Annotated in this window: 23 protein-coding genes, 1 tRNA gene and 1 pseudogene; 13 read left to right on the top strand and 12 right to left on the bottom strand. The window is 44.7% G+C overall.

Annotation, left to right across the window (positions count from 1 at the left end; genetic code table 11):
* Positions 1–4 precede the first annotated feature (4 nt).
* From BSAG_RS03910 to BSAG_RS03930, 5 genes are all read right to left on the bottom strand, one after another.
* Positions 5–1,993 (bottom strand): OPT family oligopeptide transporter, encoded by a 1,989-nt coding sequence (locus tag BSAG_RS03910; RefSeq protein ID WP_004300419.1) that lies wholly within the window; start codon positions 1,991–1,993, stop codon positions 5–7.
* A 105-nt stretch (positions 1,994–2,098) separates the two neighbouring features.
* The gene (locus tag BSAG_RS03915) at positions 2,099–2,494 is read right to left on the bottom strand and encodes a DUF1573 domain-containing protein (RefSeq protein ID WP_004300420.1); all 396 of its coding nucleotides are present in this window, start codon (positions 2,492–2,494) and stop codon (positions 2,099–2,101) included.
* Between the two features lie 97 nt (positions 2,495–2,591).
* Entirely contained in the window at positions 2,592–3,215 is a 624-nt protein-coding gene (locus BSAG_RS03920; RefSeq protein WP_004315891.1) for a DUF4923 family protein, read from the bottom strand.
* Positions 3,205–3,810, bottom strand: a complete 606-nt coding sequence (yihA, locus tag BSAG_RS03925; protein ID WP_004315890.1) for a ribosome biogenesis GTP-binding protein YihA/YsxC — start codon at positions 3,808–3,810, stop codon at positions 3,205–3,207. The genes BSAG_RS03920 and yihA overlap by 11 nt, the downstream gene beginning before the upstream one ends.
* Positions 3,811–3,934: 124 nt before the next feature.
* Positions 3,935–5,389: a sodium:solute symporter gene (locus BSAG_RS03930; protein ID WP_008017403.1), complete on the bottom strand. Its 1,455-nt coding sequence runs from the start codon at positions 5,387–5,389 to the stop codon at positions 3,935–3,937.
* A 91-nt stretch (positions 5,390–5,480) separates the two neighbouring features.
* On the opposite strand from BSAG_RS03930, the gene recR reads away from it, so the two are divergent.
* From recR to BSAG_RS03945, 3 genes are read left to right on the top strand one after another with little or no spacing between them, the layout of a single operon-like run.
* Positions 5,481–6,098 (top strand): recombination mediator RecR, encoded by a 618-nt coding sequence (recR, locus tag BSAG_RS03935; RefSeq protein WP_004313424.1) that lies wholly within the window; start codon positions 5,481–5,483, stop codon positions 6,096–6,098.
* Positions 6,099–6,124: 26 nt separating this feature from the next.
* Entirely contained in the window at positions 6,125–6,583 is a 459-nt protein-coding gene (locus tag BSAG_RS03940) for a hypothetical protein (protein ID WP_004306271.1), read from the top strand.
* Positions 6,580–7,116, top strand: a complete 537-nt coding sequence (locus BSAG_RS03945) for a GNAT family N-acetyltransferase (protein WP_004306269.1) — start codon at positions 6,580–6,582, stop codon at positions 7,114–7,116. The genes BSAG_RS03940 and BSAG_RS03945 overlap by 4 nt, the downstream gene beginning before the upstream one ends.
* 3 nt (positions 7,117–7,119) lie before the next feature.
* Here the strand turns inward: BSAG_RS03945 and BSAG_RS03950 are convergent, their stop codons facing one another.
* Positions 7,120–7,710 (bottom strand): YqgE/AlgH family protein, encoded by a 591-nt coding sequence (locus tag BSAG_RS03950; RefSeq protein WP_004300427.1) that lies wholly within the window; start codon positions 7,708–7,710, stop codon positions 7,120–7,122.
* 94 nt (positions 7,711–7,804) lie between these two features.
* Positions 7,805–9,121, bottom strand: coding sequence for a pyridoxal phosphate-dependent aminotransferase (locus tag BSAG_RS03955; protein ID WP_004314588.1), 1,317 nt, complete (start codon positions 9,119–9,121; stop codon positions 7,805–7,807).
* 152 nt (positions 9,122–9,273) lie between these two features.
* On the opposite strand from BSAG_RS03955, the gene BSAG_RS03960 reads away from it, so the two are divergent.
* Positions 9,274–9,347 (top strand) — tRNA-Asp (locus tag BSAG_RS03960).
* Between the two features lie 916 nt (positions 9,348–10,263).
* On the opposite strand, the gene BSAG_RS03965 is transcribed toward BSAG_RS03960, so the two are convergent.
* From BSAG_RS03965 to BSAG_RS03980, 4 genes are read right to left on the bottom strand one after another with little or no spacing between them, the layout of a single operon-like run.
* Positions 10,264–11,301 (bottom strand): fimbrillin family protein, encoded by a 1,038-nt coding sequence (locus BSAG_RS03965; protein ID WP_008017408.1) that lies wholly within the window; start codon positions 11,299–11,301, stop codon positions 10,264–10,266.
* A 47-nt stretch (positions 11,302–11,348) separates the two neighbouring features.
* Positions 11,349–13,436, bottom strand: coding sequence for a fimbrillin family protein (locus BSAG_RS03970; RefSeq protein ID WP_004313597.1), 2,088 nt, complete (start codon positions 13,434–13,436; stop codon positions 11,349–11,351).
* Between the two features lie 49 nt (positions 13,437–13,485).
* The gene (locus BSAG_RS03975) at positions 13,486–14,340 is read right to left on the bottom strand and encodes a hypothetical protein (RefSeq protein ID WP_004313598.1); all 855 of its coding nucleotides are present in this window, start codon (positions 14,338–14,340) and stop codon (positions 13,486–13,488) included.
* Positions 14,341–14,363: 23 nt separating this feature from the next.
* Positions 14,364–15,530 carry a DUF3575 domain-containing protein gene (locus BSAG_RS03980; protein WP_004313599.1) on the bottom strand — a complete coding sequence of 389 codons (1,167 nt, stop codon included), beginning with the start codon at positions 15,528–15,530 and terminating at the stop codon, positions 14,364–14,366.
* Between the two features lie 225 nt (positions 15,531–15,755).
* On the opposite strand from BSAG_RS03980, the gene BSAG_RS03985 reads away from it, so the two are divergent.
* Both BSAG_RS03985 and BSAG_RS03990 read left to right on the top strand, forming a co-directional pair.
* Positions 15,756–17,015 carry an AraC family transcriptional regulator gene (locus BSAG_RS03985; protein WP_004313600.1) on the top strand — a complete coding sequence of 420 codons (1,260 nt, stop codon included), beginning with the start codon at positions 15,756–15,758 and terminating at the stop codon, positions 17,013–17,015.
* Positions 17,012–18,142 carry a helix-turn-helix transcriptional regulator gene (locus BSAG_RS03990; protein WP_004313601.1) on the top strand — a complete coding sequence of 377 codons (1,131 nt, stop codon included), beginning with the start codon at positions 17,012–17,014 and terminating at the stop codon, positions 18,140–18,142. The genes BSAG_RS03985 and BSAG_RS03990 overlap by 4 nt, the downstream gene beginning before the upstream one ends.
* Positions 18,143–18,147: 5 nt before the next feature.
* Here BSAG_RS03990 and BSAG_RS03995 read toward each other — a convergent pair whose 3' ends face one another.
* Positions 18,148–19,164 carry a beta-ketoacyl-ACP synthase III gene (locus tag BSAG_RS03995; protein ID WP_004313602.1) on the bottom strand — a complete coding sequence of 339 codons (1,017 nt, stop codon included), beginning with the start codon at positions 19,162–19,164 and terminating at the stop codon, positions 18,148–18,150.
* Between the two features lie 496 nt (positions 19,165–19,660).
* Here BSAG_RS03995 and BSAG_RS26110 point away from each other — a divergent pair.
* From BSAG_RS26110 to BSAG_RS04030, 7 genes and pseudogenes are all read left to right on the top strand, one after another.
* Positions 19,661–20,065, top strand: a pseudogene (locus BSAG_RS26110) (hypothetical protein).
* A 5-nt stretch (positions 20,066–20,070) separates the two neighbouring features.
* Positions 20,071–20,478, top strand: coding sequence for a hypothetical protein (locus tag BSAG_RS04005; RefSeq protein WP_008770983.1), 408 nt, complete (start codon positions 20,071–20,073; stop codon positions 20,476–20,478).
* Positions 20,479–20,481: 3 nt separating this feature from the next.
* Positions 20,482–21,786 (top strand): DUF3440 domain-containing protein, encoded by a 1,305-nt coding sequence (locus BSAG_RS04010; protein ID WP_004313604.1) that lies wholly within the window; start codon positions 20,482–20,484, stop codon positions 21,784–21,786.
* Positions 21,783–22,325 carry an IbrB-like domain-containing protein gene (locus tag BSAG_RS04015; protein ID WP_004313605.1) on the top strand — a complete coding sequence of 181 codons (543 nt, stop codon included), beginning with the start codon at positions 21,783–21,785 and terminating at the stop codon, positions 22,323–22,325. The genes BSAG_RS04010 and BSAG_RS04015 overlap by 4 nt, the downstream gene beginning before the upstream one ends.
* A 702-nt stretch (positions 22,326–23,027) precedes the next feature.
* On the top strand, positions 23,028–23,393 hold the full coding sequence (locus tag BSAG_RS04020; RefSeq protein WP_004313606.1) for a hypothetical protein: 366 nt from the start codon (positions 23,028–23,030) through the stop codon (positions 23,391–23,393).
* A 21-nt stretch (positions 23,394–23,414) separates the two neighbouring features.
* A complete protein-coding gene (locus BSAG_RS04025) occupies positions 23,415–23,987 on the top strand; it encodes a DUF3575 domain-containing protein (RefSeq protein ID WP_004313607.1) in 573 nt (190 codons plus the stop codon).
* A gap of 8 nt (positions 23,988–23,995) precedes the next feature.
* On the top strand, positions 23,996–25,507 hold the full coding sequence (locus BSAG_RS04030) for a DUF3868 domain-containing protein (protein ID WP_004313608.1): 1,512 nt from the start codon (positions 23,996–23,998) through the stop codon (positions 25,505–25,507).
* The last annotated feature ends 30 nt before the right edge of the window (positions 25,508–25,537 follow it).

The following is a 25,537-nucleotide window of genomic DNA, read 5'->3' as shown; positions in this document are numbered from 1 at the left end:
TGATTTATTTAACTTTCATTGAAGCCTTTATAAAGTAAAGAATCAGTAAGGCATACGCTCCTAATGCCAACACTTCTGACCAAGTATTGTTCAACCATGCCTCATTAACCAGATTGATTCCACCAAAGCGCATCGCGGCACTGATTACTCCCATCAATGCACCTCCGGCAATGAAACCGGATGCCAGTAAAGTTCCTTTTTCACCTCTTTCCGTATTCAGAGATGCATCTTTGCTACGTGTTGTAACAAACCAATTCACTGCTCCCCCCACTACCAGCGGCACATTCAGTTCCAATGGAATAAACATACCCAATGCGAAAGCTAATGCAGGAATTTTACAAAGAGTCAGAATAATAGCTAAGACAGCCCCAATGCCATATAACAACCAGGGTGCACCTACACCACTCATCAGTGGTTCGATCACGGCCGCCATCGCATTTGCTTGCGGAGCAGCCAGTGCGCCACTTGTAAATCCGTATGTCTTATTCAGGATAATCATTACACCGCCTACTGTTGCAGCCGATACGATTGTTCCCAAGAACTTCCATGTTTCCTGTTTGGCAGGCGTACTTCCGAGCCAGTAACCAATTTTCAAGTCGGTGATAAAACCTCCTGCCATCGACAGCGCGGTGCATACTACGCCACCCATTACCAATGCGGCAACCATGCCCGAAGGACCTTTCAGTCCGACAGCTACCATCACTACGGAAGCCAAAATCAGTGTCATCAATGTCATTCCCGAAACCGGATTAGTACCAACAATCGCAATGGCATTAGCTGCTACTGTGGTGAACAGGAAAGAGATGCCGGCAACCAAAACAATGGCTACCAATGTATGCAACAAATTCCCTTGCATGACATCAAGATAGAAGAATAATACGATTAATATCAGTGTGATGATAGAACCGATAGCGATAATCTTCATGGAAAGATCCCGTTGGGTACGGATAATGCTTTTCTCTACATTCCCTTTACCGCCCATCTCTTTGGCTGCCAGTCCGACAGCGCTCTTGATGATGCTCCAGGAACGGATAATACCGATCACACCTGCCATAGCGATACCGCCGATACCGATGCTCTTGGCATAATATTTGAATATTTCTTCCGGACTCATCATACCTACGGTAGAGGTGATTTCCGGATTCCATGCATTCAGTACACTGTCACCCCAGATAGCAGACATTCCCGGAATGATAATCCACCACACAGCCAGTGAACCGGCACAAATGATGGAAGCATATTTCAGTCCGACGATATATCCCAAACCAAGCACGGCGGCACCGGTGTTTACCTTGAATACCAATTTTGCCTTTTCTGCCAGCATTTCTCCGGCACTGCAAACACGGGTGGTAAAGTTCTCGTTCCACCATCCGAATGTCGCTACGATGAAGTCATATAATCCGCCGATCATACCTGCCATCAATAACGGTTTGGCCTGGCTGCCGCCTTTTTCGCCGGAGATCAACACCTGTGTAGTGGCTGTTGCTTCCGGGAAAGGATATTTTCCATGCATGTCGCTGACGAAGTATTTACGGAAAGGAATCAGGAATAGAATACCCAATACGCCACCCAATAAAGAGCTGATGAATACCTGCATGAAGGTAACCGTCATCTCGGGATATTTAGCTTGGAGAATATAAAGAGCGGGGAGGGTGAAGATCGCTCCGGCAACGATTACTCCGGAACAAGCTCCGATAGACTGGATAATCACATTTTCGCCCAACGCATTTTTTCTTTTGGCAGCTCCGGAAACTCCTACGGCAATGATCGCAATTGGAATAGCTGCTTCAAATACCTGTCCGACCTTCAACCCCAGATAGGCAGCGGCGGCCGAAAAAAGGATTGCCATGGCAATACCCCATGCTACTGACCAGATATTAACTTCCGGATAATTTTTAGAGGGACCCATCAACGGGTTGTACACTTCCCCAGGTTTCAACTCTCTGAACGCATTCTCGGGTAACCCGGTGAATTTGTCTTCTTCTTGTTTCATAGTTTTTATAATTTGCTAATGTGTTAATTTACATTTCCGTCCTCAAAGTAAACAAAAAAAAAGGAGAACCGAAAGATTCTCCTTTATGTAATAGTCTATTTTTTCCTACTTTGCATCTTTTGCTGTCATATCGCCTTCGATATACAATCTTACCATCTCTGTTTTGGCGTTGGTACGCAAGGTGATTGATTTTTTGAAATGTCCCGGATATTTGCCTGTTCCGTTATAAGTCACCTTGATTGTTCCTTTTTTACCCGGCATGATGGGCTCCTTTGTATATTCGGGTACTGTACATCCGCAAGAGGCTACAGCCTGATGGATCACCAGAGGGGCATCGCCGATATTAGTAAAGGTAAATGTGCAACTGACAACCGGGCTGTTTTCAGAAAACTTACCGAAATCGTGAGTTGTTTTGTCAAACTTGATATCTGCATTTGTTTGTGCAAATGCAAAGCTTACGCCCATTACTAACAGGGTCATTAAAAAAAGTATCTTTTTCATTTTTCCTTCTCTTTTTGATTACAAACGACAAAGATAATGCTTTTCCCCTAAAATATACTTTATGGAGTGCGAAATAGTATTAAACGATTCTCTTTTGCTATTTTGAGAGTTGGAATCCGAGCATCATTCCATCGTAATTTTCGGCCAGTGAACTAACTGTTTTCAGTGCGGTACTGCTACTTTTGCTACCGATGAAAGCCATTAGTTTCAACAGTTTGTCCGAGTTGAACAGTAACTCCAGTGAGCTGGAACTGCAATTTACTTTAGCGTGCAGATTCAGAAGTTTCAAATACTTCAAATCAACTTGTTTGGTTGAAGCATTGTAGGAGTAAGTGCCTTTCAATGTTTTCTTGCCCACCGTGCTGGTGAAAGTACTGTCGGCATTGAAAGTGAAGCTCATTTGGCCATCTTTAATACCTATTTTGCTTAATTGTTCGTTCAGCTTGTTTTCAGCCATAGTAGCTGCGGCAGCTCCGCCTGCTTTCATTAGTAAGTTATCCGATTCGAACTCTACCGCCGAACCTTTGTAGCTCCATGTTCCGGTCATGTCGATAGATTCGGTGGTTCCGGTGATGGCATTTACTACTTTTGAAATGTTGTCCTTATTTAATAAGTCGGACCATGATTGCGCTTGGCTGTTAGTTGCCGTTAGCATAAATACTGCCAAAAAGGCAATAGATAAAAAACTCTTTTTCATTTTCATTCTTCTTTCATTTAACATTGAGATCCTTGTTTATGTTTTCTATGTAGTTGAGTATATCAACACGTCCTGTGCGGTCTTCCGAGGAAGATACGAAGTGAGGAGGGAGCTCTTCCCATTGTTTGCCCAACTCACGTAAATAGGCATTGATATTCATTTTTAAACGTCCACCTTTTAGCTTGTCGGCTTTGGTAAAGATGATAGAGAAGGGGATACCGTTCTCGCCCAGCCATTCCATAAACTCGAGGTCTATTTTTTGAGGTTCCAGCCGGCTGTCTATCAGGACAAAGAGGTTGGTCATTTGTTCCCGTTCCAAGATATAATCTTCGATTATGGTGCGTATCTGGTCTTTCCCTTTTTGTCCGCGTCGGGCATAGCCATATCCCGGAAGGTCGACGAGATACCAATTTTTATTGATAAGGAAGTGGTTGATTAACATCGTTTTTCCCGGAGTAGAAGAGGTCATGGCCAGACCTTTACGGCTGGTCAACATATTGATAAGACTCGATTTTCCCACATTCGAACGGCCTATAAAGGCATATTCCGGGAAAATACCGGCCGGGCATTTCTTCACGTCCGTATTGCTAATCACAAATTCAGCACTTGTTATTTCCATTTTCTTGTCATTTATTTCTTTGTAAAATCGTTTATAATAAACTCGCTCATCATTTATAATAAACTATTGCGCAGTTTATAATAAACTCTGCCATTATTTATTATAAACTTCGGAGTACCTGTTTTCATGGTACTTTCAGCGTTTTCCTTTTTTTAGACATACAAATTAACCCCGCAAAGGTAAGCGTTCCATTTAACATTAGCAATTCATAACCGAATTTATATCCGGTTTCTTTTCCAATCCACCAGTCGGCAAGATAGCAGAGCAGGGGTGAAAGGATGGCTATGAGAGGAACCCACCGGTCGTTCGTTTGCCTGCGTGTAAAAAGTCCGAAAGCAAACATTCCGAGCAGGGGGCCGTATGTGTAGGAGGCGATGATATATATGGCGTCAATAACGCTCTTATTATTGAGTATCTCTACCAGGCAGATGAAGAATGCCAATAAGACTGATAACGATAAATGCACTTTGCCTCTTTTGCGACGTGCCGTTTCTTCTGTGTCTTTTTCCGTATTCAGCAGGTCTACGCATACACTGGTTGTCATGGCTGTCAGGGCGGAATCCGAGTTGCTGAAGGCTGCTGCGATAATGCCGATTGTAAAAAGTACCAATACGGATTGTCCCAGATAACCTTGGGCTGCAAACATGGGTAGTATATCATCATTCATGGCTGGCAGTTCGAGTTGCATCTGTCCCGCTAGCGCTATTAATAGAATTCCCAAGCATAGAAAAAGGAAATTTAGCGGAATGAATGAGAAACCGTAGCAGTACATGTTTTTTTGTGCTTCCCGGAGGTTCCGGCAAGAAAGATTCTTTTGCATCATATCCTGATCCAGTCCGGTCATTACGATGACGATGAAGATACCACTGAAAAACTGTTTGAAGAAGTTCTGTCGGGATACCCAGTCGTCAAATATAAAAATACGGCTGTGTTCACTGTTTTGGATTGTTTGCACAATGCCGCTGAAGTTAAGGTCTAATCTTTGGATCGTAAAATAGATGATAAAAACCAGAGCGGCAATCAGGCAAAATGTTTGTAAGGTATCTGTCCACACGATGGTCTTTATTCCGCTTTTATGGGTATATATCCATACCAATGCAACCGAACCGACAGCAATCAGCCAAAAGGGGACGTGCATTTCCTGAAATACATACGTATGGAGAATGAGGCATACCAGATAAAGTTTGGCTGCGGTTCCCAACATGCGTGACAGCAGAAAGAAAAAGGAACCGGTGCGATAGGCGCGCACTCCGATGCGGGTGCCGAGGTATCCGTAGATACTTGTCAGATTCAATTTATAATATAAAGGAAGTAAGATATGGGCTACGGCCATGTATCCGAAGAAAAATCCGAGTACCGTTTGCATATACGTCATATCCATTCCGCGCACCATTCCCGGTACAGAGACGAAAGTGACTCCGGAGATAGAGGCGCCAATCATTCCAAAAGAGACTATGTACCAAGGTGATTGGTTCTCTCCCTTGAAGAACGCTGCATTCGATCCTCCCTTACGTCCGGTGATACGGGCTATTAGTAATAATACCGCGAAGTAGCAAAGAATAGTGACAAGTATCATCATAACAGATGCAAAGGTAGCAATTTTTGTAGGTATTAAAAACAATAATCTGTATCTTTGCAAGGTTTTATCGATAGAACAGCAAATATTATCTATGAACCAACAATATCCTTCTATACTGCTTGAAAAGGCAGTCGGCGAATTTTCCAAACTTCCGGGTATCGGGCGTAAGACGGCTATGAGGCTTGTTCTGCATCTGCTCCGTCAGGATACGGCTACGGTGGAAGCATTCGGAAATTCTATCATAACATTGAAACGTGAGGTGAAATACTGCAAAGTGTGTCATAATATATCCGATACTGAAACTTGCCAGATTTGTGCTAATCCGCAACGGGATGCTTCCACTGTCTGTGTGGTGGAAAATATCCGTGATGTAATGGCGGTAGAGGCAACCCAACAGTATCGCGGGCTTTATCACGTTTTGGGAGGAGTCATTTCTCCAATGGACGGAGTCGGACCGAATGACCTTCAAATTGAAAGCCTGGTGCAGCGGGTGGCTGAAGGTGGAATCAAAGAAGTTATTTTGGCATTGAGCACCACGATGGAGGGCGATACTACCAACTTCTACATCTATCGCAAGCTGGATAAACTAGGGGTTAAACTAAGTGTGATAGCCCGTGGCATATCGGTTGGTGATGAACTTGAATATGCCGATGAAGTGACTTTAGGACGCAGCATTGTGAACCGGACGCTTTTTACCGGAACTGTATAATCATTATTAATCATTTAAGAACGAACATGGAAGAACAGATAAAACGAGCTGTCAGAAATTTGAATATCAGTTATGTTTTCTTTTGGGTGCTCCCGGCATTTTTGCTTGGGGCAGGAGAGTTTGAACTCTTTCCCGTAGGAGGTTTGGTAGATAACGCACCGGCTATCTACTATTTTGAGACGGTCGGCATTTTGCTTACTGCTTTGTGTGTGCCTCTTTCTCTCAAATTATTTAGCTTGGTGCTTAAGAAAAAGATAGATCACATGACTATCACGCTTGCCTTGAAGCGATATGTGCAATGGAACATTGTTCGCTTGGGAGTGCTTGAAGTAGCTATTGTGGTGAACCTTTTGTGTTACTACCTGACGTTGAGCAGCACGGGTAACCTCTGTATGCTGATTGGCCTCACGGCGTCACTTTTCTGCCTGCCCAGTGAGAAGAGATTGCGTAACGAACTTCACATTGCAAAAGAAGAAAAGCTATGAGACAGTCTTTCTTGATGAACGATCGTATCTATCTTCGTGCGGTAGAACCGGAAGATATGGATATAATGTATGAGATGGAAAATGATCCTTCGATGTGGGATATCAGTAACTTTACGGTTCCATACTCCCGTTACGTGTTGCGCCAATATATTGAAGGTTCGCAGTGTGATGTGTTTGCGGATAAGCAATTACGTTTGATGATGGTACGCAAATCCGACCAGTGTATCCTTGGTACGATTGATATTACGGATTTCGTTCCCCTTCATTCGCGGGGAGAAGTAGGAATTGCCGTGCATAAGGATTATCGGCAGCAAGGGTATGCCACCGACGCATTGAAGCTGCTTTGTGAATATGCTTTTGATTTTCTGTCTTTAAGTCAGCTTTATGCACATGTCACGACAGATAATGACGTTTGTGTAAAGCTGTTCACGTCTTGTGGCTTCGTTCAATGCGGATTATTGAAAAACTGGCTGCAAGTGGAGGGCTGCTACAAAGATGCATTGCTCCTCCAATGTTTGAATCCTAAGAAATAAATATTAGTTGAGAGTAGGCACTTGTGGGAAGCGTGACCACGTTTCGTACTTGCTGCCTAGTTTCTCTAAAGCAGTCCGCCACATATCTTTGATATTGTTTTTCATCAGATATGATTTTTCTTCTTCAGACACCAGCCATGTGTTTTCTCTGATTTCGTTATTTAGCTGTTCGCTGTCCCATCCGGAATACCCCAGGAAGAAACGGATACATTCGCTGATTTTATTTCCTTGTAATATATATTTCTTTATTTCATCAAAATCTCCATTCAGATAAAGTCCTTTGCTGATAGAGATAGAGCCGGGGATGTCTGATAGTGTATGGAGGTAAAATAAAGTATCAGTGGCAATCGGTCCACCTTTGTATAGAGGAATCTCGTCCAGATATTTAAATTCCATGATGATATCGTTCAGGAATAATGGCAGTTGTTTGTTGATAACCAATCCCATACTTCCTTCGTCCGTATGATCGACCAGTAAAATTACGGACCTGCCAAACGTTGCGTCACGCAGAAAAGGTTCAGATATTAAAATCCTTCCTCTTGATGGTAACACATTATTCGATTGAATCTTAAATATGTCAGAGTCGATATTCATGCCACTAATGTAAGAAAAAAAACGGAATAACAATCGTTATTTCCGTTTTTTTTCATTTAAAGAATGGCTTTTATGAATATCTTATGTCAGATAATCAGGCTATCGGATGATTTTCTGCAAATAGTTTCATTCTTTCGTCCAGTTGCGCATACTGATGGTCTTTAATAAAAGAGGTACACGCGCGTAATCCTTCCTGATGGCTTCCTGTTGTAACCAATGAGATCGCGCTTACTCCGTAGTACATCAGTTCTTTGGCCAGTTCGCCGCTGGTCATTCCCGGATATCCGATGGTAAAATAGAATCCGTCCGCAATCGGGTCGCCCAAGTCGTTGTCATATACCAGGTGGAAACCGTGACGGAGGAAGATTTCTTTCAATTTTTGTGCTCTCTCACCATAGATCTTCACTTCGTTGAGGAAGTTATATTGTCCTTCGTTGGCAGCTTTCAGCATGGCAGCCATGGCGAATTGTGCGGAATGACTCGTCCCTGATGAAAGTGCATAAAGTACGCGATGGATGAAAACAGTTCCAAAGGTACCGCCGCCATATCGTTTGGTCAGTCCCGGATAGCTTCGGTGGTATAATTTATCAGAGATACAGCTTACGCCAATACGCTGTCCGGCGTAGCTGAATGCTTTCGAACCGGAAATCAACAATACGTAATTATCTGTATAATGGGCTACTGATGGCTGGAAAGGAGGTTGGTATGGTTTGCTCAAATCCTGCCGGAAGTCCATGGCGAAATAAGCCAAGTCTTCCAAAACAATCACATCATACTGCGTTGCCAATTCACCGATAATCTGCAATTCTTCCTCTTTCAGGCAAATCCAGCTGGGGTTATTGGGATTCGAATAAATGATAGCTGATATATTTCCTTTTTTCAGATAGCTTTCCAGTTTCTCTTTCAGTTTGTCTCCGCGGTAGTCATATACATCAAACGTTTCGAACTTTTGTCCCATTACTACCAACTGCTGCTTCTGTACCGGAAATCCGGGATCGATGAATAAAATCGTATCTTTCTTTTCGTCGCATTGGCTGCAAGTGAGGAATGAAGCGAATGTTCCTTGCATAGAGCCGGTGACAGGTACGCATCCCTCCGGATTTAAATCCACGTTGATAAATGCTTTGATAAAGTTGGACGCCTCTTTTTTCAGTTCCGGCAATCCGTTGATATCGGGGTATAGGCTGGCAATGCCATTTTGTAACGCTTCAATCTCTGCTTTCACACCTACTGCGGAAGGAGGGAGCCCCGGAACGCCCATTTCCATTTTAATAAATTCAACTCCCGATGCAGCTTCTGCTTTCGAAGCAATAGCTTTCACTTCCCGAATGGTAGCTTTTGAAAAATCGACAATTTGAAACTCATTTATAGTTTCATCAATCAGATGTCGTTCAATTGGTGTATTTTTCATTCTATTTTCTATTTTATTAGTAGCTGCAAATGTACACGATAATTCTTAATAAATCCACTTTTTCAGAAAAAAGATACTGAAGCTATTGCAGGTTTCAAAAAAATATCTACCTTTGCATCCGCAATCGAGAGAGATGCTTTAGTGAATATTTTGGTGCGTTAGTTCAGTTGGTTAGAATACATGCCTGTCACGCATGGGGTCACGGGTTCGAGTCCCGTACGCACCGCTCGGTTATATTGCAAAATGAAGCAAAGCTCTGAAATTATTGAATTTCAGGGCTTTTTCTTTTTCTCCGCTTCGGCAAAAAATAGTAGTTTTAGGATTTGATTTTGATATGGCTATTAATGGCATAATTTTCTCTCTACCATAAAGTTGAAAAGCGTATAAGTATCTGCAACTGCAACGAAATGGCTTTAATTTGTTAATAGATAGTCGGTTACGGCGTTGCAGATACCTGCGGCAGATGGTTGCAGATAAAGGGTATCTGCAACGCATGGGTTAGGTGTGTGCAAGCTATCCTTTTGGAGAAACAAGGCATTGCGTGTCCCTACGTAGAAACTCCAGTTTCCTTGCGCAGGAACTCCAGTTTCCCTACGTAGAAACTCCAGTTTCCTTGCGCAGGAACTCCAGTTTCCCTACGCGGAAATTCCAGTTTCCTATATGAGAAACTCCAGTTTCCTGCCTGGGAACTGGAGTTCTAGCGTAAGCAACTGTACTTTCATATATCGGACTAAGTAAAATGTCCTAAGCCCCCCACATTTGTTGTTTATACAGTGTGGCAGATAAAGGGTATCTGCCACCATCTGCCACAGTATCTGCCACGCTGTAACTGATTATCTATTAGTGTATTAAAGCCATTTCGTTGCAGTTGCAGATACTTATACACTTTTTCAACTTTATAGTAGAGAGAAAATCGCATGATTTTGCTCATTTCCGTGCAGGAATGAATCAATTTTTAGGGATATGGTTGTCCTGAACCAAATCCCCCAGGAATTACAACTGATCCACAGAAACTTCTTCTGCCCATTTATAAATATTGTTATCAGCATTTTTCCAGTCAATATATTACTTTTTCTTACAAGTTTCAGATACGTGCCTCCTTTCTATTTCTTTTTTTCATCTTCCTTTCATCTTCCCGCATATCACTCCGTCGTTTGCGATGTCGGACGATGTACGTGTCGTGTTATGCTATAAGATATATTTTTTGCCGGCACTTGTTGGGCAGCATCCACGGTCACATTATAGATATATTCGTGTCCGCCTTCCAGCATGCTGCCGCTTTCCGCTATATAGCCCAGTTCAGTGCCATCGGAGAGCCGGACTTGGATGAACTCTTTCCCGCTTACGTCCTGCGGGGGCAGCAGGGCTTCATAAGCCACGGCGTAGCCCGCGGGGGTGTCGGCACAACGGTGGGGCGTGATGGTTTGCGGTTGCAAGCCATTAGGTTTAGGCTTATGGGCTGTCAGTGTCCCGGTCTGCGGATCGATGTCCGCTCTTGTAAAAAGGTTCTTGTCGCCCAGCAGCACGGAGGCGCCTGCCACGTCCTCATCCGTGAGGGAGCCGCCGGAACGCAACCGGAGGACGACGCGCGCCATGCCGTGGCGGAAACTAAGTTTGGGATTGCTGCGGTAGAGTGTCTGTGCGGTATAGACATAATCGCTATACTTATACTCACGGTCATCATTCTGTGCTACACTTACATAGACTTCGTATATGTACTCCCCGTCCCCTGCAGAAGAGATACAGGCCGTGGGACCGTAAGCAAGGAGGCTTTTTTCGGCTTCTCCGTCTTGCCACACGGGAGGTGTGGGGTCGACGTTCGTGCCGGGATAGTTGGGGGCGTGCACAAAGCCTTGGGCTGTGCTGTAAACGAAGGCTTTCCGCTTGCCGTCCATGTGGACGAGAATCTGGTCGCCTTCCGCGAAGGTTCCGTCGGGGATGGCACGTGAAGCGGGAGCATTGCCGTTGTCGTGCCCTTCGCGTGCGGCGATGGTGGCGCCGAAGGTGACGGAGGTGCCGTCACCGCCGGTAGCTGTTTCCGGATCGTTGTCCGCGCTGCACCCCGTGAGGGTTGCCAGTGTCGCCGTCAGCATTGCCGTCAGCGTTGCCGCCGTGGCAAGCCACCGGCGGATGCTGTGCCGCCGGATGGCTTTCGGGAGGGTATGGTTGTGTATCTTCATGTTCTCTTATGCTTTTATTTCTTGTTCTTGATGAATGGCGGGTGCGGCTACTCGCGAAGGAGCACGGGCAGGTTGCCGTCGGTGACTTCCCAGGTGGTGGTGAAATTCCAAGGGGTGAAGAGTTTGGTGCTGCCGGCGGGAGTTGTGTAGCTATTCGCCCATCTACCCGGTTCCTTCCACCACGAGGCGGCGGGCTTGGCATCGCAATCCTTGCCGTCCGGTTTATCGAGTCCTTTATCTTCGGAAGCGGGCAGTGTTGCCGAGGCATAGTTGTTGACTATGTAACCGCCATTGCTTCCTGTAATACGGTGGATGTAAGTATTCGTCTGCCCATCCTTGCCTGAAATATTGCTGTTGAGTGTGGCGCAGTTGGCTATACGGCTGTTGCTATCTCCTACAATGCCTCCCAAAGAGACGAACGGGGCAGTAGCCGTACTTTCTATCTTTCCGGTGGCATAACAATTAAAGATGGAACCAGAGTCATTCCATCCCGCGATACTTCCGGCAGAAAGCCCACCCATCTTTCCCGTTGCAGTCACCGTAACGTTGGAGATGCAATCGGTAACGGTGCCGTAGTTGTTATACCCGCAGATTCCTCCCGCATGGTAAGGTGCGTTTTCATCCGTGCCGTCCACCGTTATCTGCCCGTCCACCCGCAGGCGGCGCACTTCTCCTCGAATCTCGGCAAAGAGAGAAATAAAGTAACCGCTGGCGTTGTTGAATTGTGCCCGTATGGGCTTCACCCCATTGAGAGTAACGGTATGCCCTCCGCCATCGAATGTTCCCGAGAAAGGATTACCTTGACCGTTTCCATAGCCGTAATAGATAGCCTCCCAGTCATCGAGCACCAGGTCGTTGCAGAGGCGGTAATGCTTCCTCATACTTTCTATACTCGCCCCGATGTCCTTCATCCCCTGCGCATCCGTGATAAGAATCGGATTGTCTTCGGCAGAGCCGTCGCCCGACCACTGGGCATAGAGGGTGAGGTCTCCGGCAGGCATCGTCAGCGTGCTGCCCGCAGCATAAAACTCGCCTCCGCCTCCGGACAGGGTGTTCCATCCCACAAAGGTTTTGCCGCTTGGGGGTGTCAGACCGTTGTCGTCGGGCAGGGATGTCGTGGCGCCTTCAAAGACTTTGTCGCCCTTTATCGTGCCGCTGCCGCCGTTGGGGTCGAAGGTCAGGGTGCGGGCTTCCTGCAGGGTGATGTCCTTGCTGCCGCCGCTCGTCCAGTCATCAATATCGGCTTGGCCAACTGTGATGTGGGTGCGCTCCACGGTCACATTAAAGGTATAGGAGGTGGAGGGGGCAAGGACTTCGCCTGCCGTGCCAGTCGGGAAAGTGAGCGCGGCGCCAAAGGTGTTATCGCCCAGCTTCAGTTGCAGGTGTATGGAGCTTACCGCCTGCGGCCAGAGGATGGCGATGCCTGTGATCTGTCTCCCGATGGTGGAGGTGGGCAGGTTTTCGAGTTTGGACACCGTGCCTGTGGCTTTGGTTTCACCGGTGGAGGTGTCGAAGGTTCCCTCCGTTGCCAGTTGGGTGAGGGTGTAGGTCAGCCCGTTCGGGAGCGCTGTTCCGGCACCCGCCTTGAAGTTCAGGATGAGGCGGCTCATGCGGTGTGAAAACCGGAAATCGACCTTCGGGTTGCTGCTTTGGGCTGTCTGCTGCGCCCAGAGGTAGTCGATGGCGGGCAGGTTCTCCGGGCTCTGGTCGGCGACGGTGAGTTCTTTCGTGATGATGCCGTCGCTGCCGGGCTTGGTGCCGTTCGCGCCCTCGTAGGGGTAGTAAGCGGTGAAGGTCGTGGGGGACTTGTCCTGAAAGTAGATGGTGTTGTCTTCGCCCGCCGCACCGGGTACGGGGCTGAACACACTGCCGTTGGTCTTGTAGCGGATATTGACATAGTTTGTCTTCCCATTCACGGAAGAGGTGGAAATGCCGATACAGTCATCGACATCCCATACCGTGTTTGCGGCGCGGGAGGACACCACGTTGTCTGTCTTGCCGATCGAGGCGGTGACAATGGCTGCGTTCGACGCGTTGCCGGAGGGTTCATTGTTCTCCTCGCTGCATCCTGCGGCGAGCATGGCTGCTACCACGGACGTGACAGCGAAAAGCCGGGTTGATGTGAATTGTTTCATCTGCTATTTGTTTTTAGTTTATAGTTTATGATTTATGATTGTTTATCGATTATTCCATTCCGGCATTTACGTCACCGCCGCTTGTTTCCGTCCAGCCGATAATCGTGCCGCCCGTTTCGGAATTTACCGGCGCATATACATCACCGGTAAGGCGCATGGGATGGAGCTTGTCGGTATTGAAATCCTTGAACATTTCGCTGAAATCGGTTTCCACCATGTCTTTCATGCCATCCATGAAGGTGAGTGCCACGACCATACGCTGCACCGCGCCCGGAATCATCCCCGGAACCCACACGGTACCGGTCAGTTTTTCTGCCGACAGGACAAAAGGAACCGACACGGCAGCCGCGCTGCCCGTCACTTCGCCCGTGCGCAGATCGACGGACGGCGCCACTCCTTCCAGCCGGGCTTCGATACCGACAATGCGCCTGCTGTCTCCACCGTTAATAGCCACCTCGAACGCTATCTTCCGGAAGAGTTGCCGCATGGGCAACACGACGCTTACCGTATCGTCCGCCACGACATCCGCTGTCACCGTACCACCCAGCAATACGCCCGGGTCAGGGTGTTGCATCCCGGCATTGTCCGGGTCGTTGTCCACTGTTGCCACACCGTCCTTAACCGTAACGTGTGCTGCCGGGTTGTAACCGAGCAGCTCCGTCCGTCCCGGCACGAACAACCCGGCCAGCGCTGCAACCGGTTCATGCAGGGTGAAAGAGGTTCCCGCCGCTTCCGTGATGTATTTCGCGGGAGTGGCTATACCTTCGCCCCGCTGTGTCCAGTCAGCGGTTATCACGATGGCTCCTTTGTCGGGATGCGGCGTGTTGTAAATCGGGTCTTTTACATCGCAACCTGCAAGGAACAGGGTCGCACAGATGCAAAGTAATGTAATTGTAATTTTCATATATCGCGTTTTTATAGTTCTACTTATTTGCTGCCGATAGTCCACACGAGGCTGATTCCCGCCTGCGTGGGTCCCCAAAAGTGCTTGCTCTTGTTCCGTTCCTTATAGACACGCACGCCGTCGGTCATCCCGAAGCTGTCGTATTCGGAACGGGTATAGCCCAGACCGAGGTTAAAGTCAATGGAGAAGTCGCGGGACAGATAGAGCTGGTAGCCTGCGGTCAATCCCGCATTCCACAGCTTTCCCTGATAGCCGGTATCTTTTGAAACAATACCGCCCAACATATACTTATATATATTATACTCTCCATAGCTGCCCGATGCGCCTACATAAAAACGCTTTTTATCCAAAAGGTACCAGCGCACTTCGGGGTTGACGAGCCACATCTTCTGTACTCTACCATATTCATCGCCCCACCACGAGAGGCTACCGTCCAGCTTCACGCCCAGGTCACGGTTCACCCGCCATTCTACGCCGAGCGTGGGAAGCAGGAAGGCGTCATACAACACATTGGTGCGGACGGCAAAACGGTAGGGTTGCTCCGGTACTGACGTCAATCGCTCCGTGACGGGTGCGGGCTGCTGTTCCACATTCCTGTTGGCTTCAGGTTGCTTCTCGGCGACGGGGTCTTTCTTTACGGTTGCCTGTTGCGATCCGGGCTTCGTTTCCGGTTCCACGGTTACTTCTTTTTGCCGGGGTTCTTCCCGTTCTACTTCTTCTTTGGCGGGCGTCGTCTCCGTCGTAGCCTTAGCTGAAGGAATACGGAGTGTCACCACCACCATATCCTTATTATTATGGTACGCACGCGCGTAATTGGCAGTCACGAAATCCGTTTCCTTCAGTCCTTTCCGGGTGATAAGTTCCGACTTTACCCGGTTGGCACGAATAAATGCCGTGTTCAGATTCTCTTTGGCAGTTGGCTGCGAAGCGCAATAGCCGTCCACATATACGGGCATCCTGCCCGCTGCTATCTCTGCCTTGTGACAGTCAATCAGCACATAGAGCCGTTCCAGTTCCGCCTCGTTGCCCGCGCGGGTAAACATGTTTTCACCCGGAAGAAAACGGAAGCTGACAACTGTATCTGCCCCGGCAGTTTCAGACGCCCGTGCATGGGAAATTTCGCATAACGAAACTCCCCAGAGCAAGAGAACCGATAGAATTTTGTGTAAATGTTTCATAGGTTTGTACATTAAGTTTTATGTTTTAATAGAATTATTATCACATTCAAACACTCTTGGTGAGCTTTATTTCTTACCACATTACACAAAAGTATGTGAATACCCAATAGGGCAGGTGACAATTCAACAAAATCTGCTTTTTACAATTTGTCCTAAAGGCACTTTTCATTAGGACAAATCGTAAAAGGCTTACCAAAAGGTATATTTTTACGTTTTTCACCTTGAAAATGAGGAATTATGATAAAAATACCATATATTTGGAAGGTGGATATTTCATCAATATACGTAACCGCGATAATACCTCTTATTCCATTCTTTTCGGCTATTGCCAGCGGAATATTGGTTGCTTTCTCGCTTCAGGACTGCCTGAAACGGGAAGAAAGGCGATTAAAAAGAATTGTCCTCTTTTATTTTTCCATTTCGGGCATTGCTTGGTTTATAACAATTTGTTACGCATTCAGTCCTGTATTGTTCACCTGGTTGAATATCGTATGCCTCTTATCCTTTATTTTGCCTGCCATCTTCTTTTTTCGGATTATCCGTTTCCTTACCCGGCTCGGACAACCGGAGAATTTCTCCCTGCTCCATTATGTATTGCCCGGCATACTGGCGATGGTTACGTTAATATGGTCATTATCCGTACCTTTTGATGTGCAGTTGGAAATTGTCAGGGGAAGAGCGGAAATAGTTCCTGCCGGATATGAGGCTTTTGCCCGCTTTTACACATTAAAACCCTTGTTCCGGGTCGTTTTCGGACTTACCTATTATTTGTTTGCCATCGGGGTATTAGCCGTTTATTATAAAAGGGCCACAGGGAATAAGGCGATTGTGCACAGACCTGCGAATTGGGTCTTGTTTATTGTCGGAATATCCCTGGCTTCGCTATTTTCGTCTGTATTGCCCACCTTCCTTATGAAACGCACAGAGTTTTACTCTTCTATATGGACGCTGATAGTGGCATTAAGCATTGCCATGCAGCATGTCTTGCTCGCATACCACGTCATGCGCCGGGATTACGTACCTTATATCATTACTGAAAAAACACCCAAGCAACCCAAAGCAACAAAGAAGCATGTGCCACAAACAGAAGAGCAGGCTGTGGAAACCAAAGAGAAGGCTAAGGCTCCGCGCAAGCAACATTCCGGCAAACTCAACCGACGCAGGTTCGAGAGTTTCATCCGCAATGAGAAGCCCTACCTGAATCCGGATTACAAGATTACCGATCTGGTGGAAGCGCTCGATATAAACCGCACCACACTTTCGGCATTTATAAACCGGACATACGGCGTGAACTTCAACCGATACCTGAACCGCCTGCGGCTCAAGGAACTTGAAAAGCTCCGTTCACAACCTGACGGACAGGGGAAAAGTATCAGTTCCCTGCTTGACAAGGCAGGATTCAAGGATTTCCGCAATTATTCGCGTGCCGCCGCCGCTGAAAGGGAAGACGCTGAACAAAAGAACGAAACAGACAAAAAGAAAGGAGATACGGAATGATAAACATTGACCAGATAGACGCTTTCGCCTTTTCAGCTCCTATCGTATGCGCTTTGGTGTGCATGATTATGATGCTGATGGATGCAGTTGTACGCAGGCATAACGTACAAGAGAAGAGGCTGCGCCTCTTCCTGGCATTAACCTATCTTATTACTTCTCTCGGATGGTTGGGTATGGTGTTTTATTCTATTAGCCCCCGCCTCTTTGCGTCCTACTATACTGTGTTCCTGTTCACGCTCATGCTCGACCAGGTAATGATATATAGGTTTGTTTCCATCATAACAAATACCGGTGAGCGTCGCAAACTCAACCGCCTGCATCTGATAATTCCGCTTCTCTTTACCCTCATTTCGATAATAAGCGACATGATAGTCCCGGTGGAACAGCAGCGGGCGGTGATCTTTTCAGAAGTAAGCGCCGATGAACCCAATTTGTGGTTCAGGATAATGTATGTATTGACAACCACCGTTTTTATAGTTTACAATACGCTTTATCCTTTTCTGAACCTGCGGAACATACGCCGTTACAGGAAGTTCATCGTGAACTATTCCTCGGATGCCTATAATGCATCCCTCGCCTGGCTGGCGGTCATACAAGCGCTTATTTTGATTACCGTTCCGGTTCCTCTGGCGGGATTGTTATTCCGCATACCCACTATTTCGTTCAGCTATTTTGCATGGGTGGGAACGCTGCCGTATTTTATAAACTACCTGATTCTTTGCTACAACCTGCTCAACGACAATTACCTCATCATCCAACCGGAAGATGTAAAAGAGGATGCAGCTGCTAAAGTTTCCTTTATCAGCCGTAAACAATTCGAGCACTACCTGCGTGAAAAGAAACCTTATCTCAATCCCAACCTGCGGATTACAGACCTTGCCGCCGGGTTACATACCAACCGGAGCTACATTTCGGGCTTTATCAATAAAGAATATGACATGAATTTCTGCCGTCTGATTAACCGTTGCAGGCTGTATCATCTCGACCGGCTACGCTTGTCGTCCTTAAACTCGGAGAAAGACAATATAGATTTGGTGTTGATGGCGGGATTCAGCAGTTACAGGAGCTATCTTAGGGTAAAAAATGAGGAGGATAGACTGTCGTTGCTGAAAGTTTTTGAAAAGTAAGACTTTCAATAAACGTTTTTATTCTTTTTCCCATCATATCCCCATTTTATATAAATGGCTCCCCAGGCAAATCCTGCTCCGAACGCAGTGAGAATTAGGTTATCTCCTTTTTTGAGTTTATCTTCAAAATCCCAAAGGCAGAGTGGGAGAGTACCCGCGCTGGTATTGCCGTATCGTTCGATATTGACCATGACCTTTTCGGCGGGAACTTCCAAACGTTGTGTTACAGCAGTGATAATGCGTTGATTAGCCTGATGGGGAATCACCCAGTCGATATTGTCTTTGCTTAGATGGTTTCTTGCAATAATAGATTCGCAAGCATCTGCCATGTTAGATACTGCATATTTGAATACAGTGCGCCCTTCCTGATAGATGTAATGCATTTGATTATCCAAGGTATAATAAGAAGGAGTGCATACGGAACCACCCGCTTTGATATGTAAAAAAGGTAATCCTTTGCCATCTGTCCTTAACACAGCATCCATAACACCCAACTCTTCAGTAGTAGGTTCAAGCATGACGGCTGCTCCGCCATCGCCGAAAATCGGACAAGTTGCCCGGTCGGTATAGTTTATTATTGACGACATCTTTTCAGCACCTACAACCACCACTTTCTTGTAATTTCCGGAACGGATAAAATTGGCTCCTGTCTCCAGTGCATATAAAAAACCGCTGCAAACGGCCTGCATGTCGAAAGCAAAAGCTCTTTTCAGTCCCAGTCTCTCACATAAAATAGAAGCAGTGGAAGGAAAACGATAATCAGGAGTTGTTGTAGCTACAATGACCAGATCAATATCATCCGGATTTGTATGGGTACGTTTTATCAGTTGTTTGACAGCTTTACGAGCTATGTAAGAAGTTCCCAGTCCTTCATCTTTCAGAATACGCCTTTCCTTAATACCAATACGCCCCATAATCCATTCATCGGTGGTATCTACCATTTTGGAAATCTCATCATTGGTCAAGATATAATCGGGTACATATCCTCCGACTCCTGTAATTACTGCGTTTATATTTTCCATTCGTTTTATCTAGCTTTGGTAAATTGAATAAGGAGGTTGATTCAATAATAAAAATGCGGGCGCAAATATATGGAAAAGAGACTGAAATCCAATATTAGTTTGAGAAACTGTAGCCTTTTTAATTAATAAAAAGGAATATTAGACCAAAATCTGTCTAAAATTATAAATGACCATTTTTGTATGAGGTAATGGACTATAAGCTACTGCCACTTCAGAAAGTACGTGGCAGCCATGAAGCAGCCAGTTAAAAGATTGATTATCCATTGTTTAAAATATTTAAATGTTCCACAAAAGTACAATTTGTCTCATCGGAAGGAAAAAACGATTTTATGATGCTGGTAATTTAAATGTGTTATAAGTATGAATATTTTTAAATAAAAATCTAATTATTTAAACAATCTTCTCTATATTTGCATGCGAGATTAGATTTTATATGGCATTTTTGCCGGTTAATAATCAGTAAGGTCAAACCGTTTATATATAACTAAATTTTATAATGTCGAAAGGAATAGAGATCATAAAAGATCGTTTACAACGAAAGCGGGAACTGTATATTCATTAGGAAGAGAAAATGGAACAAATGAAATGTACAATGCAAAACACTGATGAGGAAATAAAGCGACTGGAACATGTTCTTTGTGAAATGGAACGTATATCAGATACGCATCGTGAGCCACGAGTGATTCCCCATGTCAAGGTGGGAGATGTGTTTGCATATCTCTGTCGGGTGTTTGAGTTTTTGCAGCACCGTTTAAAGCTGCATTTCAAATATAAGTTGGCATGTGAAGTCATCCTTGCAAAAATATCGAAATATAGAGATAATAACATGAAAAACAAATGTTTTAGGAACAGAAATGACGAATTTGATATTTTTTCCTTATTTTTGTGTGTCCATTTTTGAATGATATGATGCAGATAATACGATTAAAAGGAAAAGACAAACATTTATATCGGCTTCTGGCGCCGATGGTGATGGATCCCGAAGTGATACGCGCAAACAATAATTACCCTTTCAAGACGGGCGAAGAGTATGTGTGGTTTATTGCGATTGAAGATAAAGAAGTGGTGGGCTTCGTGCCGGTGGAACAGAAAAGCCGGAAGAAAGCTGTAATCAATAATTATTATGTAAAGGCAGAAGACGCCGGACGGGAGGAAATCCTGTCGCATTTGTTGCCTGCCGTTATTGCGGAATTCGGGCCTGAGAGTTGGTTGCTCAATTCGGTCACACTGGTACAAGATAAAGAAACATTTGAAAAGTTTGAATTTGTATCGATGGACAAGAAATGGACACGGTATGTAAAAATGTATAGATAACTTATGGCGAAAAAGAAAATAGCAGGCACAAAGAATGTATATGAATTAGCACAAGAACGACTGAAAGTTATATTTAATGAATTTGATAATATATATGTGTCATTCTCCGGAGGTAAAGACAGCGGGGTACTGCTGAATATGTGTATCGATTATATCCGGAAGAATAACCTGAAGGTACGTTTGGGAGTTTTTCACATGGATTATGAAATCCAGTATAAAATGACCATCGACTATGTGGACCGGATGCTGGAAGCTAACAAGGATATTCTGGATGTGTACCGGGTATGTATTCCTTTTCGTGTGGCTACCTGTACCTCGATGTATCAATCCTTTTGGCGTCCCTGGGAAGATAATAAAAAGAATATATGGGTTCGTTCCATGCCTAAAAAGGCAATGACCAAAGATGATTTTCCTTTTTATAATACAACCATGTGGGATTATGAATTCCAGATGCGTTTTGCGCAATGGATACACAACAAAAATGACGCAGTGCGCACTTGTTGTCTGATCGGAATCCGTACACAGGAGAGTTTCAACCGGTGGAGATGTATCTATATGAGCCGTAAATTCCAGATGTATCATAAATACAAATGGACTTCAAAAGTAGGGAATGATATTTATAATGCCTATCCTATATTCGACTGGAAGACGACGGATGTATGGACGGCCAATGGAAAATTCCAGTGGGATTATAATACTTTATATGACCTTTACTATCGTGCTGGAGTCAATTTGGAGCGTCAGCGTGTAGCAAGTCCTTTTATTAACGAAGCGCAAGAGAGTCTGCAACTTTACCGGGTGCTAGATCCCAATACCTGGGGCAAAATGGTCGGAAGGGTGAACGGTGTGAACTTTACCGGTATGTATGGCGGTACTCATGCGATGGGATGGCAGTCGGTGAAACTTCCCGAAGGATATACATGGCGAGAGTTTATGTATTTCTTGTTGTCCACTTTGCCGGAACGGGCGAGGAAAAACTATCTTCGTAAACTTTCAGTGAGCGTGAATTTCTGGCGGACAAAAGGTGGATGTCTAAGTGATGCTACCATCCAAAAGTTGATTGATGCGAAAGTACCGATTATCGTTATGGACAACAGTAACTACAAAACGTTGAAAAAACCGGTACGTATGGAATATCAGGATGATATCGACATTCCGGAATTCAAAGAAATACCCACGTATAAGCGAATGTGTGTTTGTATTCTTAAAAATGACCATGCCTGCAAATATATGGGATTCTCACCTACGAAGGAGGAGATGAGTAAGAGGAGTCAAATTATGGAACAATATAGAATCATAGTATCATGAGTGTAGATAAAAGCCCTGTTTACGAGGTAAAAGCGGTACCCGTAGAAAAAGTATATGCGAACGATTATAATCCGAATGTCGTTGCACCGCCTGAAATGAAGTTGCTGGAACTTTCTATTTGGGAAGATGGCTTTACGATGCCATGTGTATGTTACTACAATAAAGATGAAGATCATTATATACTGGTGGACGGCTACCATCGCTATACGGTATTGAAAACTTCCCAACGAATCTATAAGCGTGAAAACGGCTTATTGCCGATTGTGGTGATAGACAAAGACCTGTCTAACCGTATGAGTTCGACCATCCGGCACAACCGTGCGCGTGGAATGCATAACATTGAATTGATGTGCAACATTGTTGCGGAACTTGACAAGGCAGGTATGTCCGATCAATGGATAATGAAAAATATTGGTATGGACCGTGATGAATTGTTGCGTCTGAAACAAATTTCAGGACTTGCCGATCTGTTTGCTAATCGCGAATTCAGTATTCCTGATGAGGTGGCACCTACGGAAACAGAGCGTAAAACCTTATAATTTGATAACTATATATACATATAGAAATTGAACTTGTTGTCATTTAGGCACAAATTATACAAGTTATTGGGCTATTTTGTTGTATAAAATAGCTATGTCTTTTGTCTAATTTGTGCCTAAGTTGTGTCTAAATGACACAGAAAACTATAACTTCCTTCCATTGTCCAAGTTTTTATGAGAGAAACTTGGGATTTTTTTAATGTTCGCATATCGAAAGAAATGAGGATATTAAATATTTTTGTTGTGAATTTCGTAACCCTCTTGTTCGCTACCTGCATAATTAGCCCCTTTATTCTAAGTTGATTCTCTGTAACAGAAATGAATACAATTTTGTATCTCCTTTAATATTCCGAAATTTGCAATATGAGATTTGGACAAAAATATTGTCCTGAGAGAAAAGCAAAAAGAGAAATAAGAGAGATATACAAGAAGTAGAAGAAAGTATATTAGAGAATTAATGAGAGAAATAACAAAACTTACAATCAGTATTTTATATTTGATTTTTTTATTATCTGTGATGTGTGTGCAGGGGTCGAATGTGACCGGCACTCTCTTTCAATTAACATCGAAGGTGACAACTTGTGCGGATATATATGCCAGGTTGTTGACTAAGCCGTTGAGCAATCCTTTGCTTGGCTCTCTGTCTTATAGTGACACTCAAGAAACTATCCCCATGAATTTATAACATTAAAAACAGGAAATTTGGAAAAAGAAGTTCATATTAGACAAAGGGAAGCTGTTCCTGCTACGGGAAGTACACTTCAGCTCATGCCTACTGGAAATTCAAATTCGGAGGTGTATGAAATCGATTATTTCTGCCTTACGGGCGAAGTGGATGAAAGTGCTAAAAATTGGATTCGTCTGTATTCTTCCGTAATGCCGGAGGGACATACAGGAGAAGAACGCATTATCGTTGAAGACGGTAAGATCTATATTAAGGTATTGCCCAATGTAGAGGCGGATTCCAGAAACGGAATCGTACATCTCACAACAATGGTGTCTTCCGTTAAAACGGGCATCAGTAATGTGCAACGCATAAAAATAGATGTTACTCAATTGGGGCAATAAACAACAGTAAATGTGATATAAATGAAGAAAGTTGCTATACTCATATTATTCATGCTCGGATGTGCCATTTCCGAGGGTCATGCCCAGAAGGTTGCGCTGAAAAGCAATCTGCTGTATGACGCTACTACTACCATGAATCTGGGACTGGAGATCGGACTGGCGCGTAAATGGACGCTGGATATTCCGGTCAATTATAATCCGTGGAAACTTTCCGACGGCAAACGCCTCCGTCATTTGGGGGTACAACCCGAAATCCGTTACTGGTTTTGTGAGAGTTTTCGCCGTATGTTTGTCGGAATGCATGGACATTATGCCGATTTCAATGTAGGGGGATGGCCCGACTGGTCTTTTATCAGTGACAATATGCAGCATACGCGTTATCAGGGATATCTTTATGGTGGTGGCTTTTCCGTAGGATATTCGTGGATTCTGAAAAAACGCTGGAGTATAGAAACATCTGTCGGAGTGGGATATGCGCACATTGTATATGACAAGTATCCTTGCGCTACTTGTGGTACGAGACTAAAGGAAAGCAGCAAAAACTATTTCGGGCCTACTAAAGCAAGTGTGTCACTTATTTATGTAATTAAATAATGAGGAGTATGATAATAAGAAAAATAGGTTTCCTTGTGTGTATGTTGGTGGTTTGCAGCCTGAATATAAACACAGCTATGGCTCAATCCCGCTCTTACGAAGGTGGCATTACTGTGAATCCGGTGCGGTTGGAACAGAAAGGTGATTTTATTCATGTCGATATAGATTTTGTTTTGAATAATGTGAAAGTGAAATCTGCCCGGGGAATGGATTTTATTCCGCGGCTGGTGACTCCCGGACGTACTCAGAATCTTCCGAAAGTTTCTATTAAAGGTCGTGACGAGTATCTGGCGTATGAGCGTGAGCTTGCGTTGATGAATGCCAAAGAGAAAAGAAACTACGAGAAGCCATATATAGTGGAAAAAGCTGGAAAACTAAGAAATGATACGATTCGGTATCAATATCTGGTTCCGTTCGAATCATGGATGAAGGATGCGCGCTTGGACGTGCAGCGTGATGAATGTGGTTGCGGCGAAACGGCATTGATGAACATAGAGGAGTTTGGCAAAGTGACGTTGGAACGTGTATGGACGCCTTACGTAGTGGTTCCTCAGTTTGCTTATCTGCAACCGAAAGCGGAAGAAATCAAACAACGGGATATTCAAGCAGAATGTTTTCTGGATTTCGAGGTGAATAAAGTCAATATTCGTCCCGAATACATGAATAATCCTCAGGAACTAGCTAAAATCCGCAAGATGATCGATGAGCTGAAGTCCGATCCGAATGTGAAAGTGAACCGTCTGGATATTATCGGTTATGCTTCTCCGGAAGGAACATTGGCAGCGAACAAACGTCTGTCTGAAGGGCGTGCTATGGCGCTTCGGGATTATCTGGCATACAGGTACGATTTTCCGAGAAACCAATACTACATTGTCTTTGGAGGTGAAAACTGGGACGGACTGGAGAAAGCGCTTGAAACAATCGAATTGGAATATAAAGACGAAGTGCTGGATATTATCAGGAACATACCTATTGAAAAAGGAAGAGAAACAAAACTGATGCAACTTCATGGAGGGACGCCTTACCGATACTTGTTGAAGTATATTTTCCCAAGTCTGCGTGTGGCTATCTGCAAAGTGAATTATGAAGTGAGGGATTTTAGTGTGGAGGAAGCGAAAGAGATTATCAAGACGCGTCCGCAGAATTTGAGCTTGAATGAAATGTTTCTGGTAGCTAATACCTATCCGACAGGCTCGCAAGAATTTATTGATGTGTTCGAAACGGCTGTCCGGATGTATCCACAGAGTGAGATTGCAAATATAAATGCTGCTACTGCCGCTTTATCACGCAATGATCTGGTTTCGGCCGAACGTTATCTGAGCATGGTGAATTCGAATAAGAATTTGCCGGAATATAATAATGCTATGGGAATATTAATGTTAATGAAGGGAGATTATGAATTATCGAAGAAGTATTTGAAGGTCGCAGAGCAGTCAGGTCTGGATGCAGCTAGGGGCAATCTGGAAGAATTAGTCAGGAAGAAGGCTAATGCTGCCGAAATGAGAAAAAATGGTAAGTAAAACTTACTAATTAAGTGGGAAATTATATAT

It is taken from the genome of Bacteroides sp. D1, from assembly GCF_000157095.2.
Taxonomy (GTDB): Bacteria; Bacteroidota; Bacteroidia; order Bacteroidales; family Bacteroidaceae; genus Bacteroides; species Bacteroides xylanisolvens.
The sequence above is the reverse complement of the archived record's forward strand: the minus strand, read 5'-3'. Positions and strand labels throughout refer to the sequence as shown.